The sequence below is a fragment of the Microcoleus sp. Pol11C3 genome (assembly GCF_036701485.1).
Lineage (GTDB): Bacteria > Cyanobacteriota > Cyanobacteriia > Cyanobacteriales > Microcoleaceae > Microcoleus.
In genome coordinates, this window is record NZ_JAUBQW010000115.1 from 1 (window position 1) to 21,024 (window position 21,024).

The following is a 21,024-nucleotide window of genomic DNA, read 5'->3' on the forward strand; positions in this document are numbered from 1 at the left end:
TCCTTATTTTTTTACCTTACCATTCTCTCAAACCTTTGTCCTGTTTAGACTAGAGGTGCCTTGTCACCCGCTAAGGACACAGCCTGATGAATTCTATTTAATTCTTGACTAGAAATCTGTTTTAATACATCCTGTATAACAATGTTGAGATGGATAGCTAGTTCATTGAGTTCCTCATTGAGTTGTTTGAGGTTATTTTTCTCTGCCTCTGTTCTTGCTTCCATTGTTTTTCCTTCTTTAGCAACGGAAGCTTTGTAGCCTAAGTCAACTAAACGGTTCAAGTTTCTTGCGAGTAAATTGACATTTAAAACATTTGCTCTTTTTAAATTCGGACTGTCTAAGTCTACCCTTCCAGTTTCTAAAGACTTTGCCACTGCTTCTAAGACTTGATTAATTCCTTTTTGAAATTCCTTCTCCCATGAATAAAGGGGAAATAATTTTTCTCCTAATTTATTGTATGGTTCGCGCTGCTGGAGTTCCAAAATTATGGTTCTTATATACTTCACAACGTCATCTTGTGACTGTTTTGCTAGAACCTGTTTAACTTTTGTATCTAGTTTTTCAAAAGGCTGTTTTAAGTTTGTATCGCTAATTTCTAAGAACCCTTCAAGTGATGACCTAATCCTTGATATATTTTCGCATTCCTGTTGATAACTTTCTTCCGAACTATTAAGAATAGCTGCTGTTGTTTGCGTTGCCCATTCCGCTACGGCATTTCCAGCATCCAGATTAAAACGTTCTATAATTTGTGGAATTACTAGCTGTGGGAAGTGTTCAGTAATATGTTCTCTTAAGTGTTGCTGAAACTCTTCTGCATAAGATTTTTTCCATAATGCTTCAGCAACTCGGTTTCGGTCGTGTCTAGACCATTTTTGTACGTTACGTGGCAAGTCTTCTAATATATCTTCATCAATTAATCCATTAAAATTGTTGTCCGCTTTTTTACACGCCTCAGCACTAAATATTTCATCATAATTTTGGATCTGAAGAGCCAGTAAAGCCGGCCATGTACTAAGTTTTACAACCTGCAACTTCTCAATCTCTTCTGTATATTCTTTTAATTGTTCAGTCAATTCACCTTTAATACTGCGGATAGCATTTTCAAAAAAGCGATTTTCTGTTTCAGGCCAATTTCTATCGGAGCGAAAAACATCAATACGATTAAGAGTAAAAAGCATACGCGCCGGAGAACCACCTAAATCTTTGACCTGCTGTACAACTTCTTGCAACAAGCTTTTTACTTTCTGTGCATCGGTTTCTGCACTATTGTATGTTACTATGCACAATGCCTCTCGGCACTGTTGAATCACATTTACGTTACCTTGATAGCCCACATAGGCTAAACCAGGTAAATCAAGAATTTTTACCCTAGTTCCTTGTGGCAGTTCTAGTTTTGACTCTTTGACAAGCCGGAAAGGGTAAAAGATTGTCGATTGTGGACAAGCTAAATTCGGTTGTTTTTCTCTATTTTCAATATAACTTATCATTGCTTCATATAAGCGCTGATAAATTTTCTCCTCTCTGATACCTCTCCATTCTCCACACTCCCACAATGCTCCTGGTGTTTCATGGATTATTAGAGACTTTTCCTTGCTATATTCGATAGTGACTGCCCCTGCGCTCATTTCACTTACGGCTACGGGGACAATTTCGGCTCCACACAACAAATTTACCAAAGTGCTTTTCCCGCTACTGGTGGTTCCTGTAGTCGCCAGAGTCAGAGTCGGATTACGAAGTTCATCAACCAGATTGCTTAAAGCCTCGTCTAATTTTATAGACAGTTCTTGCATATCAGGCTGATATGTATCTGGTAAATGCTCTGAAATTTCTATATAAAAATTATTCCAGTATTTAGCAAGCAGTTGAGCTTTGAATTCTACTTCGTCAAAAACTTTGTATAATTGTTTACTCATGTGTTAAATACTGGTGTTGATAATGAATATGTATCCTAGTTAACATATTTGAGTCGCAACTCATAGAGGGCTGACAACCGCACTGTTTAATTATGACTCTAGGGTATTATACTATACCTGTCAAGCTCCGAGCGCACTTTCTTTATTTAAATAAATTTACAAATAGGCTCTTCAGATTTTTGCAGGTCTTCAATTAGATTATCAGCGGGTGTTGCTGAATCCAGGTATGAAACGATCGCACAAACGCCGAAAGATTGCTCTAAATTGCGATCGATTATACCCATATTCCCCAACGCCGCCGATCGAACTCCTGCACAATTAGCCAACAGTCGATCGACTAAAACAAACCTCATTACCAAGGATTACCAATCATTCTAAAAGCAGACCAATAATAAGGATGAGAAAAATTCTGACTCGTCGTGTTTGCCAATTCCGGGGGTAGTGGCAGATTGCCAACAGAAGTGTGCAGCATCCCCCCTTCAATTCGCACTTCTCCCCGCAACATCGCTAATTGCGCTTGCCGGAGTGCTTCTGCTTTAATCGGAGCAGTTTTTAACTGCCTGTAAAACTCCGCCATCAATCCTAAACTGCCCTCGTCGCTGACATACCAAAGAGTCGCCATAGCCGATTTAACTCCCGCTTGCACGGCTAACCCGCCAAACCCCAACTCCGCCTCTCGATCGCCCACAGCAGTCTTGCAAGCACTCAAAACTAACATTTCAACTTGCGGGCTGTGCCAATTCATTTGCCGCAACTGATCCAAACGCAATTTAGTATCCCACAACTGAATAAAGGATTCGCTGGGGTTTCCCGATCGAAATTCGGCGTGGGTAGCCAAGTGAATCATCCCAAAAGGCTGCTGCTGGCGCTGCGATTTCAAATTGGCCAGGGTGAAAGCTTCATTCAAGAAAGACTTACCCGGCCACTGCTGCGGCGTGATTGTGGACACTTCTATTTCCACCGCAGGCAAAGGACTCATCTCTGGAAATTGCGACGCCCCCATTGCCAGAACTTGCGTATTTTTGAAATTGGCGGGGCTGGTATCTGTCAAACTCAGACTCGGCATCGCTCCAACACTGTAACGCTCTACCAGAAAGCCTTTCCCGTCGTGCAGGGCACCCATCGGTATCGATCGCAACCCCACATCTGAGATAAAAGATAAATTCTCAATGCCTTTGGCTTGCAGTTCTGCTTCCAGCGGCGCTACCATCCACTGGTAGAGCTGCTGAGCGAAGGGCAAATAACTTTTAGTGTTGCGCTTTACCGGATTAGTCAGTTCAGCGCGAAATCTCTCCATAGCTTCCATTACCTGGGCGCGAGAGGTTCCAGGGACGCGCTGGCGAACCGGCACGCCTTCCGGCGCGATCACTATCATTTCCAGTTCGTCAGAGGCTTGAATTTGCTGTTCTACGCGCAAGATGGGCGAACTGCTGTAAGGCCGAGCGACTGTAGAACCCCTGGGTACAAAGCTGATATAAATTAGAGCTGGTTTGATGCCTGTGGCTTGTTGGACACTGCGAAGGGTATTTTGGGCATCTTCTAGGGTGGCGATCGCAGTTGTTGATGGCAAATTTAGGTAATCGACAAACTCACTGGTAAATCTCTCCTCGACGGGAAAAATAACGCCGCTGAGGTTAGGTGGCAACTTGGAAGCGTCAAGATTCCCAGACGCGGGAGGTGAATTGCGCTGTTGCAAGGAATTAGATATCTGGTTTTGCTGTTGCAAGCTGGGGGAAAATAAACGATTTGTGCTGGGTGGCTGGTTGGCTGCGAGCTCCGGTGTCGCTATCGGTGCGAGATTTATTGGCGCAGCAGCAGGCGCAACCACTGGATTTTGAGTAATTGGCTGTGCGATCGGCAAATTTGATACCGGCCCTGGATTTTGAGTAATTGGCTGTGCGATCGGCAAATTTGATACCGGTGCTGGATTTTGAGTAATTGGCTGTACGATCGGCAAATTTGATACCGGTGCTGGATTTTGAGTAATTGGCTGTACGATCGGCAAATTTGAGATCGGTGCTGGATTTTGAGTAATTGGCTGTGCGATCGGCAAATTTGAGACCGGTGCTGGATTTTGAGTAATTGGCTGTGCGATCGGCAAATTTGATATCGGTGCTGGCGCTGGTTCAGGAGCTGGCGCTGGCGCTGGTGCTGGCGCTGGTTCAGGAGCTGGTGCTGGCGCTGGTGCTGGCGCTGGTGCTGGCGCTGGTTCAGGAGCTGGTGCTGGCGCTGGCGCTGGTGCTGGCGCTGGTTCAGGAGCTGGCGCTGGTGCTGGAGTTGGTAGGGATGCTTGTGGGGGAGTCGGCGCTGGTGCTGGTGTGGGTGCTGGTGCTGGTGTGGGTGCTGGTACAGGTGCAAATATAGGTGCGGGCGCTAGCGCTGGTGCTGGGGTTGGTGCTGGTGTTGGTGCGGGCGCTGGCGCTGGTGCTGGCGCTGGCGCTGGCGCTGGTGCGGGTGCTGGCGCTGGTGTCGCTGCGGATATTGGTGCGGGCGTGGGTGCGGGCGTGGGTGCGGGTGTTGGTGCGGATATTGGTGCGGGTGTTGGTGCGGGCACGGGTGTTGGCGCGGGCACGGGTGAGGGTGCGGGTGCGGGTGCGGGTGCTGGCGCTGGTGTCGGCGCTGGTGCGGGTGCGGGTGCTGGCGCTGGTGTCGGCGCTGGTGCGGGTGCGGGTGCTGGCGCTGGTGTCGGCGCTGGCGCGGGTGCGGGTGCTGGCGCTGGTGTCGGCGCTGGTGCGGGTGCGGGTGCTGGCGCTGGTGTTGGTGCTGGTGTCGGTGCTGGCGCTGGCGCTGGTGTCGGTGCTGGTGTCGGTGCTGGCGATACTGAAGAAGCCGTAATTTTAATTTGGGTCGGCTGTACTATCTGAGGGTCGGGGCTGAAATAACTTCCCTGTGTAATCACATTTTCCTTCTTTGGACCCCCAGTGGCAATGCTGCCAGCAGTACCGTTGACTTTGTTATAGTCTGGCCCGACGCCGAAAGAAGTGTTCGAGGCTTTGCCACCGTGGCCAACGGTGATATCTCCACCATTCGCGCTACCAGTCGTGGATGCGGAAATGCTGCAAGCTTGCGACAAGCAGTTGTTATTGTTTGTGAAAGTGCCTGTAGCTCGGAAATTACCGCCGGCTGTAATGTAAATATCTCCTCCGGCTGTTCGGCCTTCGGTGTTGATATGGGTTACTTCGATGTCGTTGCGGGCGTTGAGGGTGACTTCGCCACCTTGTTTTTCTTCGGAGTTGGCGTCTATAAACCCTGTTTGAATGCTGCTTGAGGGTGCTGCAATACTAACGTTTCCGGCGTTGCTGTTTTTGTCGATCGAGCGTGCGTTGATATTGCCTGTTTCTACTTTTCCTGTACGGCTGGTGACGGTGATGTTGCCGCCTGCGGTGGTGTCCGAGTGGGAGTCGAGATCCGCAGTGCTAATGTCGCCACGAGCTTCTAGGGCGATCGCACCGCCTTGGGAACTTGTCAGGTTTCCGCTGACTGCAATGGTGTTGGCTGCTTGAATTTCGATCGCCCGAGCGTTTGCATTTTTTACTGCAACGTCCCCGGCAGCTACTGCTCGGTTAGACGCCGTGAGTACCACTTCACCGCTGGCATTGACACTGAGGCCTGTAGCGTTTGTTTTACCGATGCCTGTGAGCAGTTCGGGCAAGGATGCGATCGGCAATGTCGAAGCTGTCGCGCTGGATGTTCCAGTGCTGCTCGTCGCTGAGGGCGGCTCGATTTCCAAACTCAGCAAATTGCCTCGCAGGCCCACGCGCACTAAATTTGTCCCGGTGACTGATGCTACGGTAATTTGACCGCCTGGGGCCGAAACGCTGCCGGTGCTGACAACGGTGCCGCCGAGCAAGGTTAAGTTCTGCCCAGACTTGACTGCTAAGTCTGCCGTGCTGATAATTGCCCCTGCTCGATCGGCCCCAAAAGTAAAGGAACTGGGCGCGCCTGTCAGAGATGTGTAAGTGCTACTACCGACAGCGTTAAACGAGTTTGAACCAAATCCAATAGCGGTGGCGGTGGTTGCTGTGAAAGAAGCCGGCACGTTTAAGCTGGCACTGTTGCCAAATATGATGCCGGATGGATTCATCAGAAACAAGTTAGAATTGCCCCCGGTTACTTGAATTAAGCCGTTAATAATCGAGGGTTTACCGCCGCCTATGCCCGCTAAAATGTTGCGAATGTTGGGGTTTGATATAAAGTTGGCAATTTGATTTTCCGACAAGCCGAATTCTTTAAAACTGTGGAAAAGATTTGCTTTATCGCTCGATAATTGTCCGCCTTGAATATCGAAGCGAGTTGGCTGCCCAGGAGTTCCGTTTTGGGGTGGGGTAGTGACTGTTGTGTTCGTTCCGTCCGTCGCTGGAACAATGGTTTGACCTTCAGCTTTTGCTTGCAAAAAGTAAAGATTTATTAAGACGATTTGCAGAGAAATTGCCAGTTGGCTGATTCTTTTTTTAGACAGGAATTTCGCCTGTATTTGAATATTTTTGGCGGTTTTCATAGGTTTTTAATCGGTAAAATTATAAATCACAGAAATTAGGTAAAGAAACCCGGTTTCTCTGAAAAATGGCGTAAAGACTCTATATTTATGAAGGTACCGGGTTTCGGACTGCAAGTGCCTTCCAGACTCACTGAGGAAAATTTCCCTGTAAAATTTTCCTCTGCATTTGCAATTCCCCGAGCGTATCTTCTCCACAATCTAAATATAACTCGCAATGCCTAGAATCTGTATCTTCCCGATGACATATAAAAAAATCGACTTGCCTTGACGCACTCCGACGCCGAGAAACCAATTTTTTTATATTAGTGAGAGTATGAACGAAGTATGGCGGTTAAAAAAAACTGGTTTTTGCGATCGGGACTGATCGGGATAAAATCTTTCCTTTCCTTTTATAAAAAACATAAAAGCCGGCTCTACAATTGCCGAACATTCAAATTCTGACAAGAATAAATAAGTCAAATTTTTAGGGTGTTCAGAAACCCGATTTTTTTTATAAACCGGGTTTTTCCATTTTTTGGTGTGAGGTTTTTTGAAGTAAAACTACTTAAATCCGGCTCGATTTCCCTCTGACAGTCAAATCCGCTATTGTCGGTTTCGATCGGCTGCCTTTCGGTTTTAATCTGTCACCCTGTTGCTGTTTAATGGGCTATTCAGGCGGAGTTGTTGAATGATTTAAGAGTTAATTCGGTGAAGTTTGGACGGTGGGCGAGGGACTCGGTGAAGCAGGGCTCGGTGAAGCAGGGCTCGGTGAAGCAGCGCGCGGTGAAGCAGGGTTCGGTGAGGGATTTGGTGAAGGAGTGGATTGGTTGGATTTTTTGAGGCCGACAAAAGCGTCGTAACGGGTGGTACGATCACCAATGACGGCCGCTGTAACGCCGATCGACCGTGTGGCGTCTATCCACATTTTTTGGTTGGGAGGAAACTCCGGCAAAGCTAGGTTTTTCGGGTTAAACGCACTCTCGGTGTCGATGAAGAAATTGCCGTTATGGGGTTGAAGTTGCGATCGTACAGTTTTCTGGAACAGTTCGCTGCTTAAAAGCGGACTTTTCGGTGCCGGAACGATCGCGTCAACCACTGGAGCTCCTACTGTGATAAACGCTACATCGTTCATCCAGCCGCGAGTTACCGTAATCCCTCCAAACGGCGATGTCCATTTTGTTGCAGGTTTGCCGCCGACTTGAATTTCCTCAACTCTAAACCCTTTCATTTTCATCGTTTCATCAAGCTGTTTCAGGGATTTGTTGGCTGCGCCCCGGTCGTTTGTTTCCACCATAAATACAAATCCGGCAGCAAATTTGTCTTTGGGATTCTGCGCCGGGGCTGGTATTAATGATAGAGAAAATTCTCCCCCCATCCAGTTCATCAAGTCTTTATCTAAATCCATGCCCGTAGTGGATTTTAAACCTGTGCGTAAAACTTGGGGATTAATCGGGGAAATCGGGTTCGCCTCGGCTCCCAATACATAGTCTTGCCACAAACGCTGCAAGTTGCCGCCGGATACCATCATTATTGTATTGCTTGGCAGGCGGTTAACCATTTTTAGAGCATTGTTTTCTACTGCTATCCTTCTGGTAGAATCTGGTTTTAGCCAAGAGACTGATTTGAATCCAATTCCTTCTGGCTCCAGCGTCGCTGTGGTGGCAAATCCCTGATTTTGTTGCAGTTTTTCGAGGCTTTCTGGCGAAATTTCACGGGCTGAGTTGGCGGCGGCATAGGCGGCGGCAACGGGCATATTGACGTAGATTTGACCGAAAGCGCCCGGACTTTTTATTTTGTCTATGGCGTCTGCATAGCCAGGGGTTTTGGCTAGGGAAGGTTCTCCTTTGTAGGTGTCGATTATTCTGTCTGTAGCGCTAGGATCTGTGGTGACTGCTAGATAGTTGGTGCCCAATACCGCGACTGAGAAATTGCGATCGGGTACGCCTTGAGTTTCTGTGACTTGCACGCCTTTATAATTACGCTCAACTATTTTTCCTTGGCTGAGGGGTCTGGGTTTTGTTAATAATTCTTTGGCTTTGATCGGGTTGGCAATTGGCAGGATAATTGCCACTGACTGTTGAATTGGCGGAGATGGGGGGGTGTTGGGTGCCGGCGAGGGGGCTGGTATAGCTATTTTGTTGCGGAGAAAGGCTACCATTGCTGTGTTACCAACCCAGGGTTGAATGTCTTGCTGGTAGGCGTAGCCGTTGCTTGTCAGAAGGCGATCGCGCATTTCGCTTAAAAACCTCTCAAACGAAGCTTTTGACTCGGGCGTGCCAAACTCTCGCAGTCTATTCCACTGCGATTCATCGGTGCTGATGGATAGGGCCATCATCGTATCTTGCGGGACAACGGTTGCCCCCGCCGGCAAATCTTTGGCGGGTCCACGGGAGATGACGAGGTAGTAGGTGACAAAGCCTAAACCGATCAGAAGTGTGGCGGCTCCGATCGTAAACAGCAGGGAAGATTTATCTTTCTTAAACATTATTCGTAAGGTTCGGGTGGTCGCAACATGATAGATTATTTTCTTGGCTCATGTAACAGATACATTAGCAGATACATATAACCGGGCCAATCTAGGAAACTCGAATTTACCCCTCCGGGCACGACCTGAAAAACAGTCTTTACTTGAATCTGACAGTAGGTTAATATGGATTGCGGTTGCACCGTCCGTGATTGTTGACTGTTGACTGTGAGCCGAAAAACAGAAAATTGTGCTTATATTTGGTGGCAGATTGAAGGAGACTTTACCAGAACGATGCTGCCGGATTTGATATAAGTCCGTGGAAGGAAACCCAACACAAAAAATGTAGCAAGACTTTTGTGAAATGGTATTAACTGAATCAGTTTCTAGCCTTAAAGTCTTTAAAGATAGTTTGAAACGAGTACATCAGTCGATGGACATCGTTTGTGGCTCCAGGAAAAATGTTGAGTTCCCATTTTTTGCGAGCGGTAGTTAGAAGTTTTGCTACGGGTTGCGAGTAACTGTTAGAAATGAAATAGCTGCCGCCTTCGTAGCGAATGTCTGAGGCTAAGCCGATAAAAGCACCAGCCATTTCTAGTTTAAGTTCTGAGGTGCAGTGCTGAGATTTTACTGCTAAAATTACTTGCGAGTGCCGGGGTTCGCGGTTGAGCAAGCGACAGATATTCGCTTCTTTTTGGTACAAAATTAAAACGTTGCAGTTGTGCAGAACTCCAGCTCTACCTTGGACTTTTACTCCTAGGTGAACTTCCAGGGCTGGTTTGTCGGGAAATTCCACAACAGCATGAGTGTATGGATGTGCAGTTCCGTGGATTTTTCCTGCTGTTTTTCTAAATGTTAAATATTTCGGTGTTTCGTCGTCTAAAACATTGTTATAATAAATATTGCCGCCTTCATTCGCAACTGCTTTGAGCAGGATGGTGAATAGATAAGCGTCAAAAATTATGGCTTGTTCTGCCAGTCCGTTGAAATCGGGATCGATCGAGCTTTTTAATTTGCTTTTAATTTCGGAATTGATGGCGTAGTTGCTGGGCCCGGAAGGCAGTTTTTCGAGTAAGTGCTTGAGGGCGATCGCCTGTTTGTGGCGGGGGGCTGTGACGCTGGAGGTAAACTCGATTGTTTTGGCAGTTTCGGCACCTGAATTGGCAAATGTAATTTTTGTGCCGAGGGGAGAGGTTTCTGATTCTACTTTCAAGAAATAAGCAATTTCGTCTTCCATTTCGGAAGTATTCACAGTCGCTTGTTCGACAGCATCAATTAACAGCAAAAGTTGTTCTTTTGCGGTATAATCTTCTATCTTGAGCAGGGGTGTTTTTCTTTTGAGCGATCGCTCTTCTATTACTTTGCCTATCTCTACAGTATCGGCTACTTGTTGAACTACCCAACCTAAATTAAACTCATTCAGAATTGCCGCCAGTTCCTGATAGAGTTTGGCGTACTCGATCTCGTCCATAATTGTTTCTGCGCTGCCTACTATTCTGATTATACAAGCAGATTTGATTTTTTGGTCAATGGCTGTTGAGCAACTACGCAGATTGCCTGTAATGGCGGATTGGCCGAGTGTTCGAGTGTTCGAGTGGGGAAAATCTTTGTCTTGGCTGAACATCCATCCGTTACATCGGTTAAATCCCGTACATTGCTGGTTGCCGAACTTGCTGCTGCTTGAGAGAGACAATTGGGAGTAAGCTATTCTACGACATTTGTAGCGATCAAACTATGGCAACTATCAACGACAACTACCTCAAACTCAAAGCTGGCTACCTGTTTCCCGAAATTGGGCGCAGGGTGAAAGCCTTTGCAGAGGCGAATCCCCAAGCGCCCATCATCCGGCTGGGGATTGGCGATGTGACTGAACCACTACCAGAAGCTTGCCGCCAAGCGATGGTGGCGGCGGTGGAAGAAATGGGTTCGCGGGATACCTTTAAAGGATACGGCCCGGAACAAGGTTATGAGTGGCTGCGGGAGAAAATTGCCGAGCACGATTTCAAGTCGCGGGGATGCGATGTTGATGCTTCGGAAATCTTTATTTCTGATGGTTCTAAGTGCGATTGTGGCAATATTCTCGATATCTTGGGCAACAATAACACGATCGCAGTTACCGATCCAGTTTATCCGGTGTATGTAGACACTAACGTGATGGCTGGACACACGGGAGATGCGAACGAAAATGGCGAATACGGCGGCTTAGTTTACCTGCCAATTACAGCAGAAAACAATTTTACTGCGGAAATTCCCACCGACAAAAAAGTCGATTTAATTTACTTGTGTTTTCCGAATAACCCGACGGGGGCAACTGCAACTAAGGAACACTTGCAAGCTTGGGTAAATTATGCTAAAGCTAACGGTTCGATTATTTTCTTCGATGCGGCTTACGAAGCGTATATTACCGATCCGAGTTTACCGCATTCTATCTACGAAATTGAAGGGGCGCGGGATTGTGCGATCGAATTTCGTTCTTTTTCCAAAAATGCTGGTTTTACGGGTACTCGCTGTGCGCTGACAGTTGTACCGAAGACTTTGACAGGAAAAGCAGCAGATGGTTCCGATGTCGAAATTTGGAAGTTGTGGAACCGCCGCCAATCTACTAAGTTTAACGGAGTTTCTTACATCGTGCAGCGCGGTGCTGAGGCGGTTTATTCTGAGGCAGGAAAGGCACAGATTCAGGCATTAGTCAATTTTTACATGGAAAATGCGAAGATAATTCGCGAGAAATTGACAGCGGCGGGAATCGAGGTTTTTGGTGGCGAAAATGCACCTTATGTGTGGGTGAAAACGCCTCACCGTTTGTCGAGTTGGGATTTCTTTCAGAAGTTGCTGGAAACTTGCAATGTGGTGGGAACTCCGGGTTCTGGTTTTGGTGCGGCGGGTGAGGGTTATTTCCGCATTTCGGCGTTTAATAGTCGGGAGAATGTGGAGGAGGCGATGAGACGGATTGTGGAGAAGTTTAAGGTTTAGTATCATCTCTCTGTTCAACCGAAAGGCCGCCAGCCCGCCAGGGAATAAATTCCCTGGCTAATAGCTAAAGTCCTCTGAAGAGGACTAATGAATTCTTCAGTCCTCTTCAGAGGACTTTAGCTTTGAGACAGGGGTTTCAACCCCTGGCGGACTGCCGGATTCAGCGAAAGAGCATTAATTTAATATGTTGTCGGACAGGCCGGAAAGCCTGTTCTTGAAAATAGTAAAAGATGTGAGTTATAATCTAAAATGATTGTGGCTCAGCGTTTCAATAAAAAATACCAGCCAACACCAGGAGTTTTTATGCACTTGCTACGAGTTCAAGTTCCTGATTTTCGCGGTTTGAAAAATATAGACATCACTTTTGAAAAGGATTTTGTTCCTAGTATTTTTCCGCTTGGCAGTCAAAATGGCGGCGGTAAAAGTACGCTGCTGCAATTAATTTTTGTGTTGCTACATTGTTCTGTTGATGAGGATAAAAAACCGTTTATAGCAAATATGCTTCAGGGATTTAAAGTTGCTGATGGGGAAGAAAAAAGAGTCTTAGCCCTCATTGACATTTGGGATGGAGAAAAAATTGTCAAACTTGAATTTTCTTGTAAAGATTTTTCTTTTATAGAAGGAACCGCTCCAATCGAGCATGAACTCGAGTATGAATATAAACATCCAAATCCCGAAAATATCGTTATATGTTATGTTGAAAAAAGTAGAAAAGAAATATTGTACAACATTACAGAAATAACAATAATAGTGTTAAACTGTCATGTTAATAATCAAAAAAAGGAGCAAGCAAAATTATTCTTAAATAAGGTATCGCGTAAAGTATTTCTAGCCGCTCCTTCAACACAGGTTTTTCTGTTTCTTCCGCCGGAGGAGAGAAAGCTATTATTTAGAAACTCAAGTAACGGAGATAATTATTACGGGATACTCGAATCTGCACGATCTAAATTACAAGGCTTGTTTACCTATGACTTCCTTGCTGTAGAGCTACTTATTGAGTCCTTTAAAGCTGCTCGCGATCGCGATTTCCAAGAAGCCATCAAGACAGGTAACTACGGGAACAGCTATCAAGCTCTAATCAAGGAGTTAAATCTGCTGCTTGGAAATAAAAGGATAAATTTAGATGAAGATTTTTCGGGTGTCAACTTTCAATTGGATAATAATGGTGAAACTATAGAACTCTATCCAGAAGATTTAAGTCACGGCGAACTCAAAAGACTTAGCATTTATATATGGCTCAAGTCCCGCAACATAAAAGATGCTATTGTTTTGATGGATGAAGTTGAAATTGCTTTTCATCCAGATTGGCAATATCAAATTATATCAGACCTCAAAGAGTGGGCACCCAGCAATCAATATATTCTGGCAACTCACTCCTACGCATTATGTGAAGCTCTGACACCAGCCCACGTTAAAGAAATAGAGCCAAAACTAATCAAACAAAAATCCTAATACTAGAAATGAGTCTGAATCCAGAACAGCTAGAAGAACACTGTGAGATAATTCTTAAATCTCCCAGAATTAAGAACAAAATTGTAGTGTTATGCGAGGGCCCTATTCCCGATATCGAGGGTAGACGATCGCCTCAAGCTTATAAAAACATGGATAAAATGCCGGATGCCAACTTTTATAAGGCTTGCGTTCCGACATGGTGGAGACAGAAGTTACCGGAATTTTTCAACTGTGGCGATCGCGCAAGTGTAATAAATACTTATTTGAATCTTTTAAGATTACACGAACATGATACCACTAACTCGTATTTAGATCCCGATCGACTTTTTGCAATGATAGATTTGGACTTGCACCTGCAAAAGATTGATGATTACATTTTTCCAGATACAGAAGCAATTTTTTGCAATCTTTACGAAAAATCGGAGGTGCGATCGCAAAATGCAAAACGGCACCGGATATGGATTACAGGTTTAATTCATAAAGAAGCATATTTTCTTACACCTGAGCTTCAATCAATATTTGATGATTATCCTCATCCTCCGATGTATCAGGATAATCCTGTTGAACTGAATAGTATTTATATGGATATGGCTGATAAAATTAGTAGCGATCCCGACTTGAAGAATAACCTTAACATACAGAGAGCGCTCGCTCGCATAAATCATTGTTTAAATTGTGCGGAGTTAAATGAATTACAAGATTCATGGAAAACTGAGTTTCAAAATACCTCCGATGAAACGTGCAAGCATCAATTAATTATGGCTTTGCTCACAATTAAAAAAGTTAAGAATGAGAAACAACCTGAGCATGATTATTGGGAAAAAATTAAGCCACCCGCTGACTGGAGTGGGAATGAGAAAGTATTTAGAGAGCAACTCTCGTTAGAAATTGGGAGATTTTATTCAGAGCAAAATAGCGATGTTAAGTCTCATATTCCTTTTTTTTTCAAAACATTGTATGAGTTCGTTTAAATAAAACGCCTCAATTATAATATTCCATTTTCTATCCATCAGCATCGCTAGGAAAACCAAATTGGTCTGGTAATTCAGCCGAAGTAATTTGCAGAATCTCTAGCAACTTCTTGTATTGAACAGGCGTTAGCTTCGGTACAGATCGCCCCGATTCCCAGTTCCTTACCGTCGCTTCCGTAACGCCAAGTGCTTCTGCTAGCTGCTTTTGAGTCATAAACCGCTGAACTCTCAGTCGCATTAGGGGCGATCGCTCTGCTCTTTCTGAGATTTCCATAGGCCATTTGTTACTTTATGTTAAATAATGCACGGTTTTATTAAATACGTTGACGTATACCGTTATTTGATTTACGCTTATAGCAATAGAGATTAGACAGCACCAGAACCGCAACTTGTGCTGTAGGGGAATTGCTGTCTTTTCTTCAACTTGTTATTGTACGCGGTTTTACCGTTACAAAGCATCAAACCTATCCAAAATTATTAGTCAAAGCTATGTTGCAAGATTCATCATCGAACCAAACATCGCCGAATGTTTTAACCAACCAAACCTTTGAGGGCGATCGCGAAGCAGTCCGTCACGTCATCATCGGTTCGCCGCTGGGGGTACGCCGAACTATCCACCAACTGCACGCATTGCGCTACGAGGAAGCAGTTCGTTGGACTCATCCGATCGCCATTCCCGACAATCGCATCATTATTACACCCGAACAGGGAGAAATCATGAGTCTGTTAGTCAAATTAATCCGGCTGCAATGAAGTCTAAATGTGCGATCGATCTTTCTAGAATTGAGTCAAAAGTGCGATCGCGAATCTCTTCTCGTTGCCCGTGCTAAACTCAACAGATATATCCAAAAACTCTTGTGGGGTAGGCATCCTGCCTGCCCTTGGCACAAACTTAACAACTAGCTCCCAATTCAGCTTATGATTGTTATCACCCCCGTGCTCAAACCTGTTAGCCAAATAACGCTTTCTCCCGGTAGTGTCGTGACTATTCCCAATATAAGTTGGCTGGAATTCGAGTCGATTTTGCAGGAATTAGGAGAAAAGCGAAGAACTAGAATTGCCTACAGCAATAGTACCCTAGAAATCATGGTTCCCTTAGCCGAACACGAAAGGCCGAAAGATTTAATTTCCGATATTGTAAAAATTTTACTCAAGTCAGCGGGCAGAAGATATGAACCCTTTGGTTCTACTACTTTCAAACGGGAAGGTGCAGCAGGAGTTGAACCTGATGCTTGCTTTTATATTCTAAATTATCAGCGGATGATTAATCGCCGCCGACTTTTACCGGACGATCCGCCGCCCGATTTGGCAATTGAGACGGATGTTACTTCTAAAACTACGATCGATGCCTATAAAATTATTGGAGTTCCAGAAATCTGGGTTTACGACAGCGGCAGACTTCGCATTTATTTGCTGCAAGATGGAGAGTATGTAGAATCCGATATGAGTCCGAATTTTCCAGAAATCGCGATCGCACAACTTATCCCCACAGCGGTAGAACGTGCTTTGCAGGTAGGAAGTTGTCAAGCGCTAGAAGAATTTGAAAGTGCGATCGGCTGAACTCGTAAGAGACGTTACGCGCTTGGCGCTTCGCATCCGAAAAATCACACAATTACTGCCAAATTGTCAACCCCTAAAGATCGATAAATTGTATCTCTTTGCTGATAACTCCGCCCCAAAGAACTAATCGCATTTTGCAAATCTTCCACAGACTGACAACTGCCGCCAACCGCACCGGCCATTGTAGTAATGTGTTCTTCCATCAATGTACCGCCGATGTCATTGCAGCCCCATTTCAGCGCTTCTGTAGCTCCATCTAAACCTAATTTTACCCAACTGGGTTGGTGATTGGAAATCAAATTGCCTAAGAAGATTCTCGATACAGCGGTGAGTAACAAAGTATCTGCTAAAATTGGTTGGTCGCGGCCGACTCGACTCCGCAAAGGAGCCGGTGCTTCCTGTCCGACAAATGGTAGTAAAATAAATTCTGTAATGCGTGCCCCATAGTTTTGGTCGATCGCAGTTTGTTGGAGCGATCGCACTTTTTCTAAATGCAAAACCTGCTGTTGGGCCGTCTCAATATGCCCGCACAGCATCGTACTCGTTGTCGGCAAACCCAGACGGTGAGCAGTTCCCACAATTTCCAGCCAAGTGGCCGAATTTAGTTTTTCCGGGCAAATCACCCGTCGCACAGAATCGTCGAGAACTTCCGCAGCGGTTCCCGGCATCGAACCGACTCCCGCATCCCGCAAAGCCGAAATTACATAGCTGAAACTAAGATTATCTTTTCTAGCAATAAATTCTATTTCTTGGGGCGAAAAAGCGTGCAAGTGCAACTGAGGAAACTTATCCTTAATAGTTTTCACCAATTGCAGATAATAAGGTAAAAATGCGCCGTTGAGCTTAGCTTGAAGATTTAAGCCGCCCTGCATACAAATTTCCGTTGCACCCCGCTGCACTGCATCAGTTGCCTTTTCCTGAATTTGGGCTGTATCTAACCAAAAAGCGCCCTCATCTCCCTCGTCGCGGCGGAATGCACAAAAACTGCAATGCTGCTCGCAAATGTTAGTAAAATTAATATTTCGATTGATAACGTAGGTGACAGTATCCCCTGATTGTCGGCGGCGGAGCAAGTCAGCGGTTGTTTGAATAGAAGCTCGCGCATCGGCATCTCTTTGCTGCAAAAGTACCAAGGCCTCTGCGGAAGAGATGTTATAACCTTGTAAAGCTCGATCAAGAATTGCATCCACAGTTTTTTTGTTAGCTAAGCTACAGAATTTATGCCTAGAATTAAGGGCTTTTTGATATCTTAACAAATCAAGTCTAGACGAAACAGATTCTAAAGTCTAAAGTCATAAAAACATCTTTTAATTTCTAGAAACCGGAACTATGAACATCAAGCAAGCAAATCACCTCTTGCCAGTGCCGTCTGGGCCTTTGCAAATTCCTGCCGTACAGACTTTCGGTTCCAATTTTACAGACGCAGACACACCGCCAATTTATTTTTCCCTCGTCATTCCCACCTACAACGAGTGCAAGAATGTCCAGAGTATTGTAGAAAAATTGAGCCAATTGCTCGACGGAAGTATTCCCGGCAACTACGAATTAATTGTAGTCGATGACAACAGCCCCGATCGCACATGGGAAGTTGCCCTGTCCCTGACAGCGGAATATCCGCAATTGCGGGTAATGCGCCGGGAAGAGGAGCGGGGACTTTCCACAGCGGTAATTCGCGGGTGGCAGGCCGCTCGGGGCGAGGTTTTGGGCGTCATTGATGCCGACTTGCAGCATCCCCCGGAGACGCTATTGCAGCTTTTAGCAGAAATTCAGCGGGGAGCCGATTTAGCTGCTGCGAGTCGTCACGTTGCTGAGGGCGGGGTAAGCGACTGGAGCGTTGTCAGGCGATTTTTATCGCGGGGCGCTCAAACCGTGGGGTTGGTGATCCTACCGGGAGTGGTGGGCCGAGTTTCCGATCCGATGAGCGGCTATTTTATGGTGCGTCGCAGTTGCATTGCGGGCAAAACCATGAATCCTGCAGGTTACAAAATTTTGATTGAAGTGCTCGGCAGAGGCGATATCCGCTGGATTGGAGAAGTTGGTTACGTGTTTCAGGAGCGGCAAGAAGGCGAGAGCAAAGTTACCTGGAAACAGTATATTGAGTATTTGCGACATTTGCTTCGGTTGCGGTTTGCCCGCTGGCCGATGGGCAAGTTTCTGCGGTTTGGCATTGTGGGTTTCAGCGGCGTGTTTGTGAATATGGGGGTTTTGTACGTGCTGCGGGATATCCTCAATTGGGAGCTGACGCGCAGTCTGATCGTTGCTGCTGAGTTTGCAATTATCAGTAACTTTTTGTGGAATGATTTGTGGACTTTTGGGGATATTTCTAAGCGGCAGCCAGGAAAGCGCCAGCGATTGAAACGGCTGTTGAAATTTAATACGATTTGCTTAATGGGTTTGATTTTGAATGTGCTGCTGGTTAATGTGCTGTTTAATGTTTTTGGGATGAATGAATATTTGGCTAACTTAATTGCGATCGCAACTGTGACTCTGTGGAATTTCTGGATCAATATGAAGCTGAGTTGGCGGGTGACGGACGTGAAGTAGGAAATGGGAAATTGGTAATTGGTAATTGGTAATTAATAATGGATAAAATAACTAATGGCTAATGACGAATTGCTCTTCTTCCTTATGCCTTTGAATGACTGAATTAATGATTAAGAACAAACAACTGTTGTTGCTATTTGTGTGGACGGCGATCGCCTTTATTTTGCGCTTTGCCAATTTGGACTCGAAACCGCTGTGGACGGACGAGTTTTCGACTCTAGTTTTTAGTTTGGGCAACAGTTTTCGCGGGGTGCCGATCGATCGGGCGATCGACCTTCCAACTCTACTACAACCGCTACAATTTCGTCCCGATGCTGGCATTGCAGATGTCTTAAACCATTTGCTGCTAGAAAGCAACCATCCGCCAGTGTATTTTATGGTAGCCCACTGGTGGATGCGACTGTTTGTGCCGACGGAGGATAGTTTAGTGTGGATTGGGCGATCGCTCCCGGCATTATTAGGAGTGATTTCAGTTCCCGCCATCTACCTTTTAGGCAAATTTGCGTTCAATTCTCGTTTAGTCGGTCAATGTGCGGCCGCGATGATGGCAGTTTCTCCTTACGGCATTTATCTCGCTCAAGAAGCTCGCCATTATACTTTAGGAATTTTATTAGTTATTGCTTCTCTTTTTTGCTTGACATTAGCTGCAAAAAAGCTGCAACAGCGCGCTCCCCTGCCAATTTGGGCGGTGCTGCTTTGGGTAGTTGTTAACTGTTTTGGAATTGCATCTCACTACTTTTTCGCGCTGACTTTGTGTGCCGAAGCAATAGCATTGATTGCTGTAATCTGGCAGCAGTTTAATGGAAAGTTGCCAATTTCCAACAGCCAGCAACCTAATATTTGGCAATTTCAAATCCTCTGGCGACTTTTAGCAGTAGCGCTTGGCACTTTAGCTGGCGGTTTAGTTTGGCTGCCGATATTTTTGTCAAACAAGTACGGCAGCGAGCTCACGAATTGGATTGTCAGCGGCGATCGCACATTTTTAGATTTGATCAATCCGATTTTTCAAGCTTTAGCTGGATGGATCACTGTCATGTCTCTGCTGCCGGTGGAATCGCCAAATTTGGCAGTAGTAGTTGCATCGGCGATCGCAATGACAATATTTTTTATATTGGTGCTTCCCATCCTGTTTAGCGCTCTTAAAAAGTCCTTAACAACGCCCGATAGTCGTTTAGGTACTGTTATTTTCGGCGGATTTGTGCTGGGAGCAATTTTTCTATTTTTCAGCTTTGCATATATTCTAGGGATTGACCTAACTCGCGGCGCACGATACAATTTCGTCTACTTTCCGGGGGTGATATTGCTTTTAGGAGCAACCTTGGCGGTTATCTTTAACACACCTACAGCAAAAAGTCAATGGTTTAATTTACCTACTCTGGGAATTGCTGGCAAAAAAGCAGTGGTGCTAATTTTAGCAATGGGTTTTTTTAGCGGTTTCACAGTAAATTCCAATCTCGGCTATCGCAAATATTACAAACCCGATCTTTTAATTCCCATTATCCGCGAAGTGTCGAAAGTTCCCGTGTTAATTGCCACTACTCAAAACACTCATGTAGAAATAGGAGAGTTGATGGGGATAGGGTGGGAATGGGAAAGAAGTTCGGCAACGGATTTTGTAGCGGATGTAACGGATGTTAGGAAGAAAGAAGAAGTTAAAGCCTTTGATTCTCCGCTGTTTCTTTTGGCTAATCAGAGAAGGGATGCGCCGGAAATAGCAGCAGGGACACTTGACAAAACACTCAGTAAGTTAGAACGCCCGCTTGATTTGTGGCTCGTGAATTTTCGCGCACCTGTGAATCTAGAAGCACAAAAATGTCAGGTTGAATCGCGCGAGTTGCCTGCGGTGGATGGGTATGAATATCAAGTTTATCATTGTTCCTGATTTGGCGATCGCCCGCAACTACGATCCGACTTACATCTTGCAACATTCTCAATAAGTTTTTTATGGGCGGGCTAGAAGCCCACCCCACAAGACAATCCATTCTTTGTGGAACGGGCTTCTAGCCCGTTGCTGACAATGGTACAAGATATCAGATCCGATCTACTAGAAAGAGCGATAAATTTATGACTCAACCAACTGACATTGCTAAAGCTATTAGCAATAAGCATCACCCCGCTGATGTAGATGTAGGGTGCGCTGGGCGCACCTTACCGCTATCAATACGATCGGGACTGTTCAATCAAACGCTAAGAGTCAGTGGCCAAATGTTTAATTAAGACGCTCATTACTTCACCTGGATTCTGGGTTGGGACAGTCAGAAACGCAGGCAAAATTATCGCGGTGAAAAGAATGAATGATGCGGGAAACAACAGGACGAGAACTGATAATGAAAAGTTTCAAGAGTTCTCGGTTAACTGAAGTTGGCAAGTTTGGTTCTTTAGCAGGGGGCTGATTGAGTTCGGTAGTTGGACTTTCAGGCCCAACCTCGAAAGCAAGTATTAATTCGGTATTGGGTAGCATTTGCCGGATGACTTTCAGGGAACATTCTGCTTCGCTGCGGCTGCGAAATTGCGCGACGGGTAAGCGCTGAAAGTTGGGCAGCAGTCGGTAAATAATCCAGGCATTCGCAGTTTCTGGGGTGTTCATGGCTGTATTAGACCTCTTGCAAAAGTCCCCAATAAGGGCAATAGTAAGGTGATAGAGAGGAAAAACTGATGACTTACGAACAA

At 45.5% G+C, this 21,024-nt stretch carries 17 protein-coding genes; 9 read left to right on the forward strand and 8 right to left on the reverse strand.

Going from position 1 to position 21,024, the window contains the following annotated elements; translation table 11 throughout:
- Positions 1–44 precede the first annotated feature (44 nt).
- From QUA40_RS21790 to QUA40_RS21810, 5 genes are all read right to left on the reverse strand, one after another.
- A complete protein-coding gene (locus tag QUA40_RS21790; protein WP_333129678.1) occupies positions 45–1,913 on the reverse strand; it encodes a dynamin family protein in 1,869 nt (622 codons plus the stop codon).
- A gap of 146 nt (positions 1,914–2,059) precedes the next feature.
- Positions 2,060–2,266 carry a hypothetical protein gene (locus QUA40_RS21795; RefSeq protein WP_333129680.1) on the reverse strand — a complete coding sequence of 69 codons (207 nt, stop codon included), beginning with the start codon at positions 2,264–2,266 and terminating at the stop codon, positions 2,060–2,062.
- Entirely contained in the window at positions 2,266–6,411 is a 4,146-nt protein-coding gene (locus QUA40_RS21800; protein ID WP_333129682.1) for a CHAT domain-containing protein, read from the reverse strand. Before QUA40_RS21800 ends, QUA40_RS21795 begins: the two co-directional genes overlap by 1 nt.
- 679 nt (positions 6,412–7,090) lie before the next feature.
- Entirely contained in the window at positions 7,091–8,875 is a 1,785-nt protein-coding gene (locus QUA40_RS21805) for a DUF3352 domain-containing protein (RefSeq protein WP_333129684.1), read from the reverse strand.
- 358 nt (positions 8,876–9,233) lie between these two features.
- Complete coding sequence (locus tag QUA40_RS21810; RefSeq protein WP_333129687.1) at positions 9,234–10,325, reverse strand: hypothetical protein; 1,092 nt, start codon at positions 10,323–10,325, stop codon at positions 9,234–9,236.
- Positions 10,326–10,383: 58 nt separating this feature from the next.
- Between QUA40_RS21810 and QUA40_RS21815 the strand changes: the two genes are divergently transcribed.
- The 4 genes from QUA40_RS21815 to QUA40_RS21830 all read left to right on the forward strand — a co-directional run bounded on the left by QUA40_RS21815 (position 10,384) and on the right by QUA40_RS21830 (position 14,250).
- Positions 10,384–10,557, forward strand: coding sequence for a hypothetical protein (locus QUA40_RS21815; protein ID WP_333129689.1), 174 nt, complete (start codon positions 10,384–10,386; stop codon positions 10,555–10,557).
- A gap of 31 nt (positions 10,558–10,588) precedes the next feature.
- On the forward strand, positions 10,589–11,827 hold the full coding sequence (locus tag QUA40_RS21820; protein ID WP_333129691.1) for an LL-diaminopimelate aminotransferase: 1,239 nt from the start codon (positions 10,589–10,591) through the stop codon (positions 11,825–11,827).
- Between the two features lie 255 nt (positions 11,828–12,082).
- On the forward strand, positions 12,083–13,279 hold the full coding sequence (locus QUA40_RS21825; RefSeq protein ID WP_333129693.1) for an AAA family ATPase: 1,197 nt from the start codon (positions 12,083–12,085) through the stop codon (positions 13,277–13,279).
- A 149-nt stretch (positions 13,280–13,428) separates the two neighbouring features.
- A complete protein-coding gene (locus QUA40_RS21830) occupies positions 13,429–14,250 on the forward strand; it encodes a hypothetical protein (RefSeq protein WP_333129695.1) in 822 nt (273 codons plus the stop codon).
- A 31-nt stretch (positions 14,251–14,281) separates the two neighbouring features.
- On the opposite strand, the gene QUA40_RS21835 is transcribed toward QUA40_RS21830, so the two are convergent.
- The gene (locus QUA40_RS21835; protein WP_006633060.1) at positions 14,282–14,524 is read right to left on the reverse strand and encodes a helix-turn-helix domain-containing protein; all 243 of its coding nucleotides are present in this window, start codon (positions 14,522–14,524) and stop codon (positions 14,282–14,284) included.
- 215 nt (positions 14,525–14,739) lie between these two features.
- Here QUA40_RS21835 and QUA40_RS21840 point away from each other — a divergent pair, with 215 nt between their 5' ends.
- Together QUA40_RS21840 and QUA40_RS21845 are read left to right on the forward strand one after the other, a co-directional pair.
- Positions 14,740–15,003: a hypothetical protein gene (locus QUA40_RS21840; RefSeq protein WP_006633059.1), complete on the forward strand. Its 264-nt coding sequence runs from the start codon at positions 14,740–14,742 to the stop codon at positions 15,001–15,003.
- A gap of 165 nt (positions 15,004–15,168) precedes the next feature.
- The gene (locus QUA40_RS21845) at positions 15,169–15,810 is read left to right on the forward strand and encodes a Uma2 family endonuclease (RefSeq protein WP_333129697.1); all 642 of its coding nucleotides are present in this window, start codon (positions 15,169–15,171) and stop codon (positions 15,808–15,810) included.
- A 44-nt stretch (positions 15,811–15,854) separates the two neighbouring features.
- On the opposite strand, the gene cofH is transcribed toward QUA40_RS21845, so the two are convergent.
- Positions 15,855–17,000: a 7,8-didemethyl-8-hydroxy-5-deazariboflavin synthase subunit CofH gene (cofH, locus tag QUA40_RS21850; protein ID WP_333129699.1), complete on the reverse strand. Its 1,146-nt coding sequence runs from the start codon at positions 16,998–17,000 to the stop codon at positions 15,855–15,857.
- A gap of 139 nt (positions 17,001–17,139) precedes the next feature.
- Between cofH and QUA40_RS21855 the strand changes: the two genes are divergently transcribed.
- From QUA40_RS21855 to QUA40_RS21865, 3 genes are all read left to right on the forward strand, one after another.
- Positions 17,140–18,354: a glycosyltransferase gene (locus QUA40_RS21855; RefSeq protein ID WP_333129701.1), complete on the forward strand. Its 1,215-nt coding sequence runs from the start codon at positions 17,140–17,142 to the stop codon at positions 18,352–18,354.
- Between the two features lie 106 nt (positions 18,355–18,460).
- Positions 18,461–20,236 (forward strand): glycosyltransferase family 39 protein, encoded by a 1,776-nt coding sequence (locus tag QUA40_RS21860; protein ID WP_333129703.1) that lies wholly within the window; start codon positions 18,461–18,463, stop codon positions 20,234–20,236.
- A gap of 182 nt (positions 20,237–20,418) precedes the next feature.
- Positions 20,419–20,571: a hypothetical protein gene (locus tag QUA40_RS21865; RefSeq protein ID WP_333129705.1), complete on the forward strand. Its 153-nt coding sequence runs from the start codon at positions 20,419–20,421 to the stop codon at positions 20,569–20,571.
- Positions 20,572–20,584: 13 nt separating this feature from the next.
- Here QUA40_RS21865 and QUA40_RS21870 read toward each other — a convergent pair.
- On the reverse strand, positions 20,585–21,024 hold a 440-nt coding region (locus QUA40_RS21870), incomplete at its 5' end, for a hypothetical protein (RefSeq protein ID WP_333129708.1).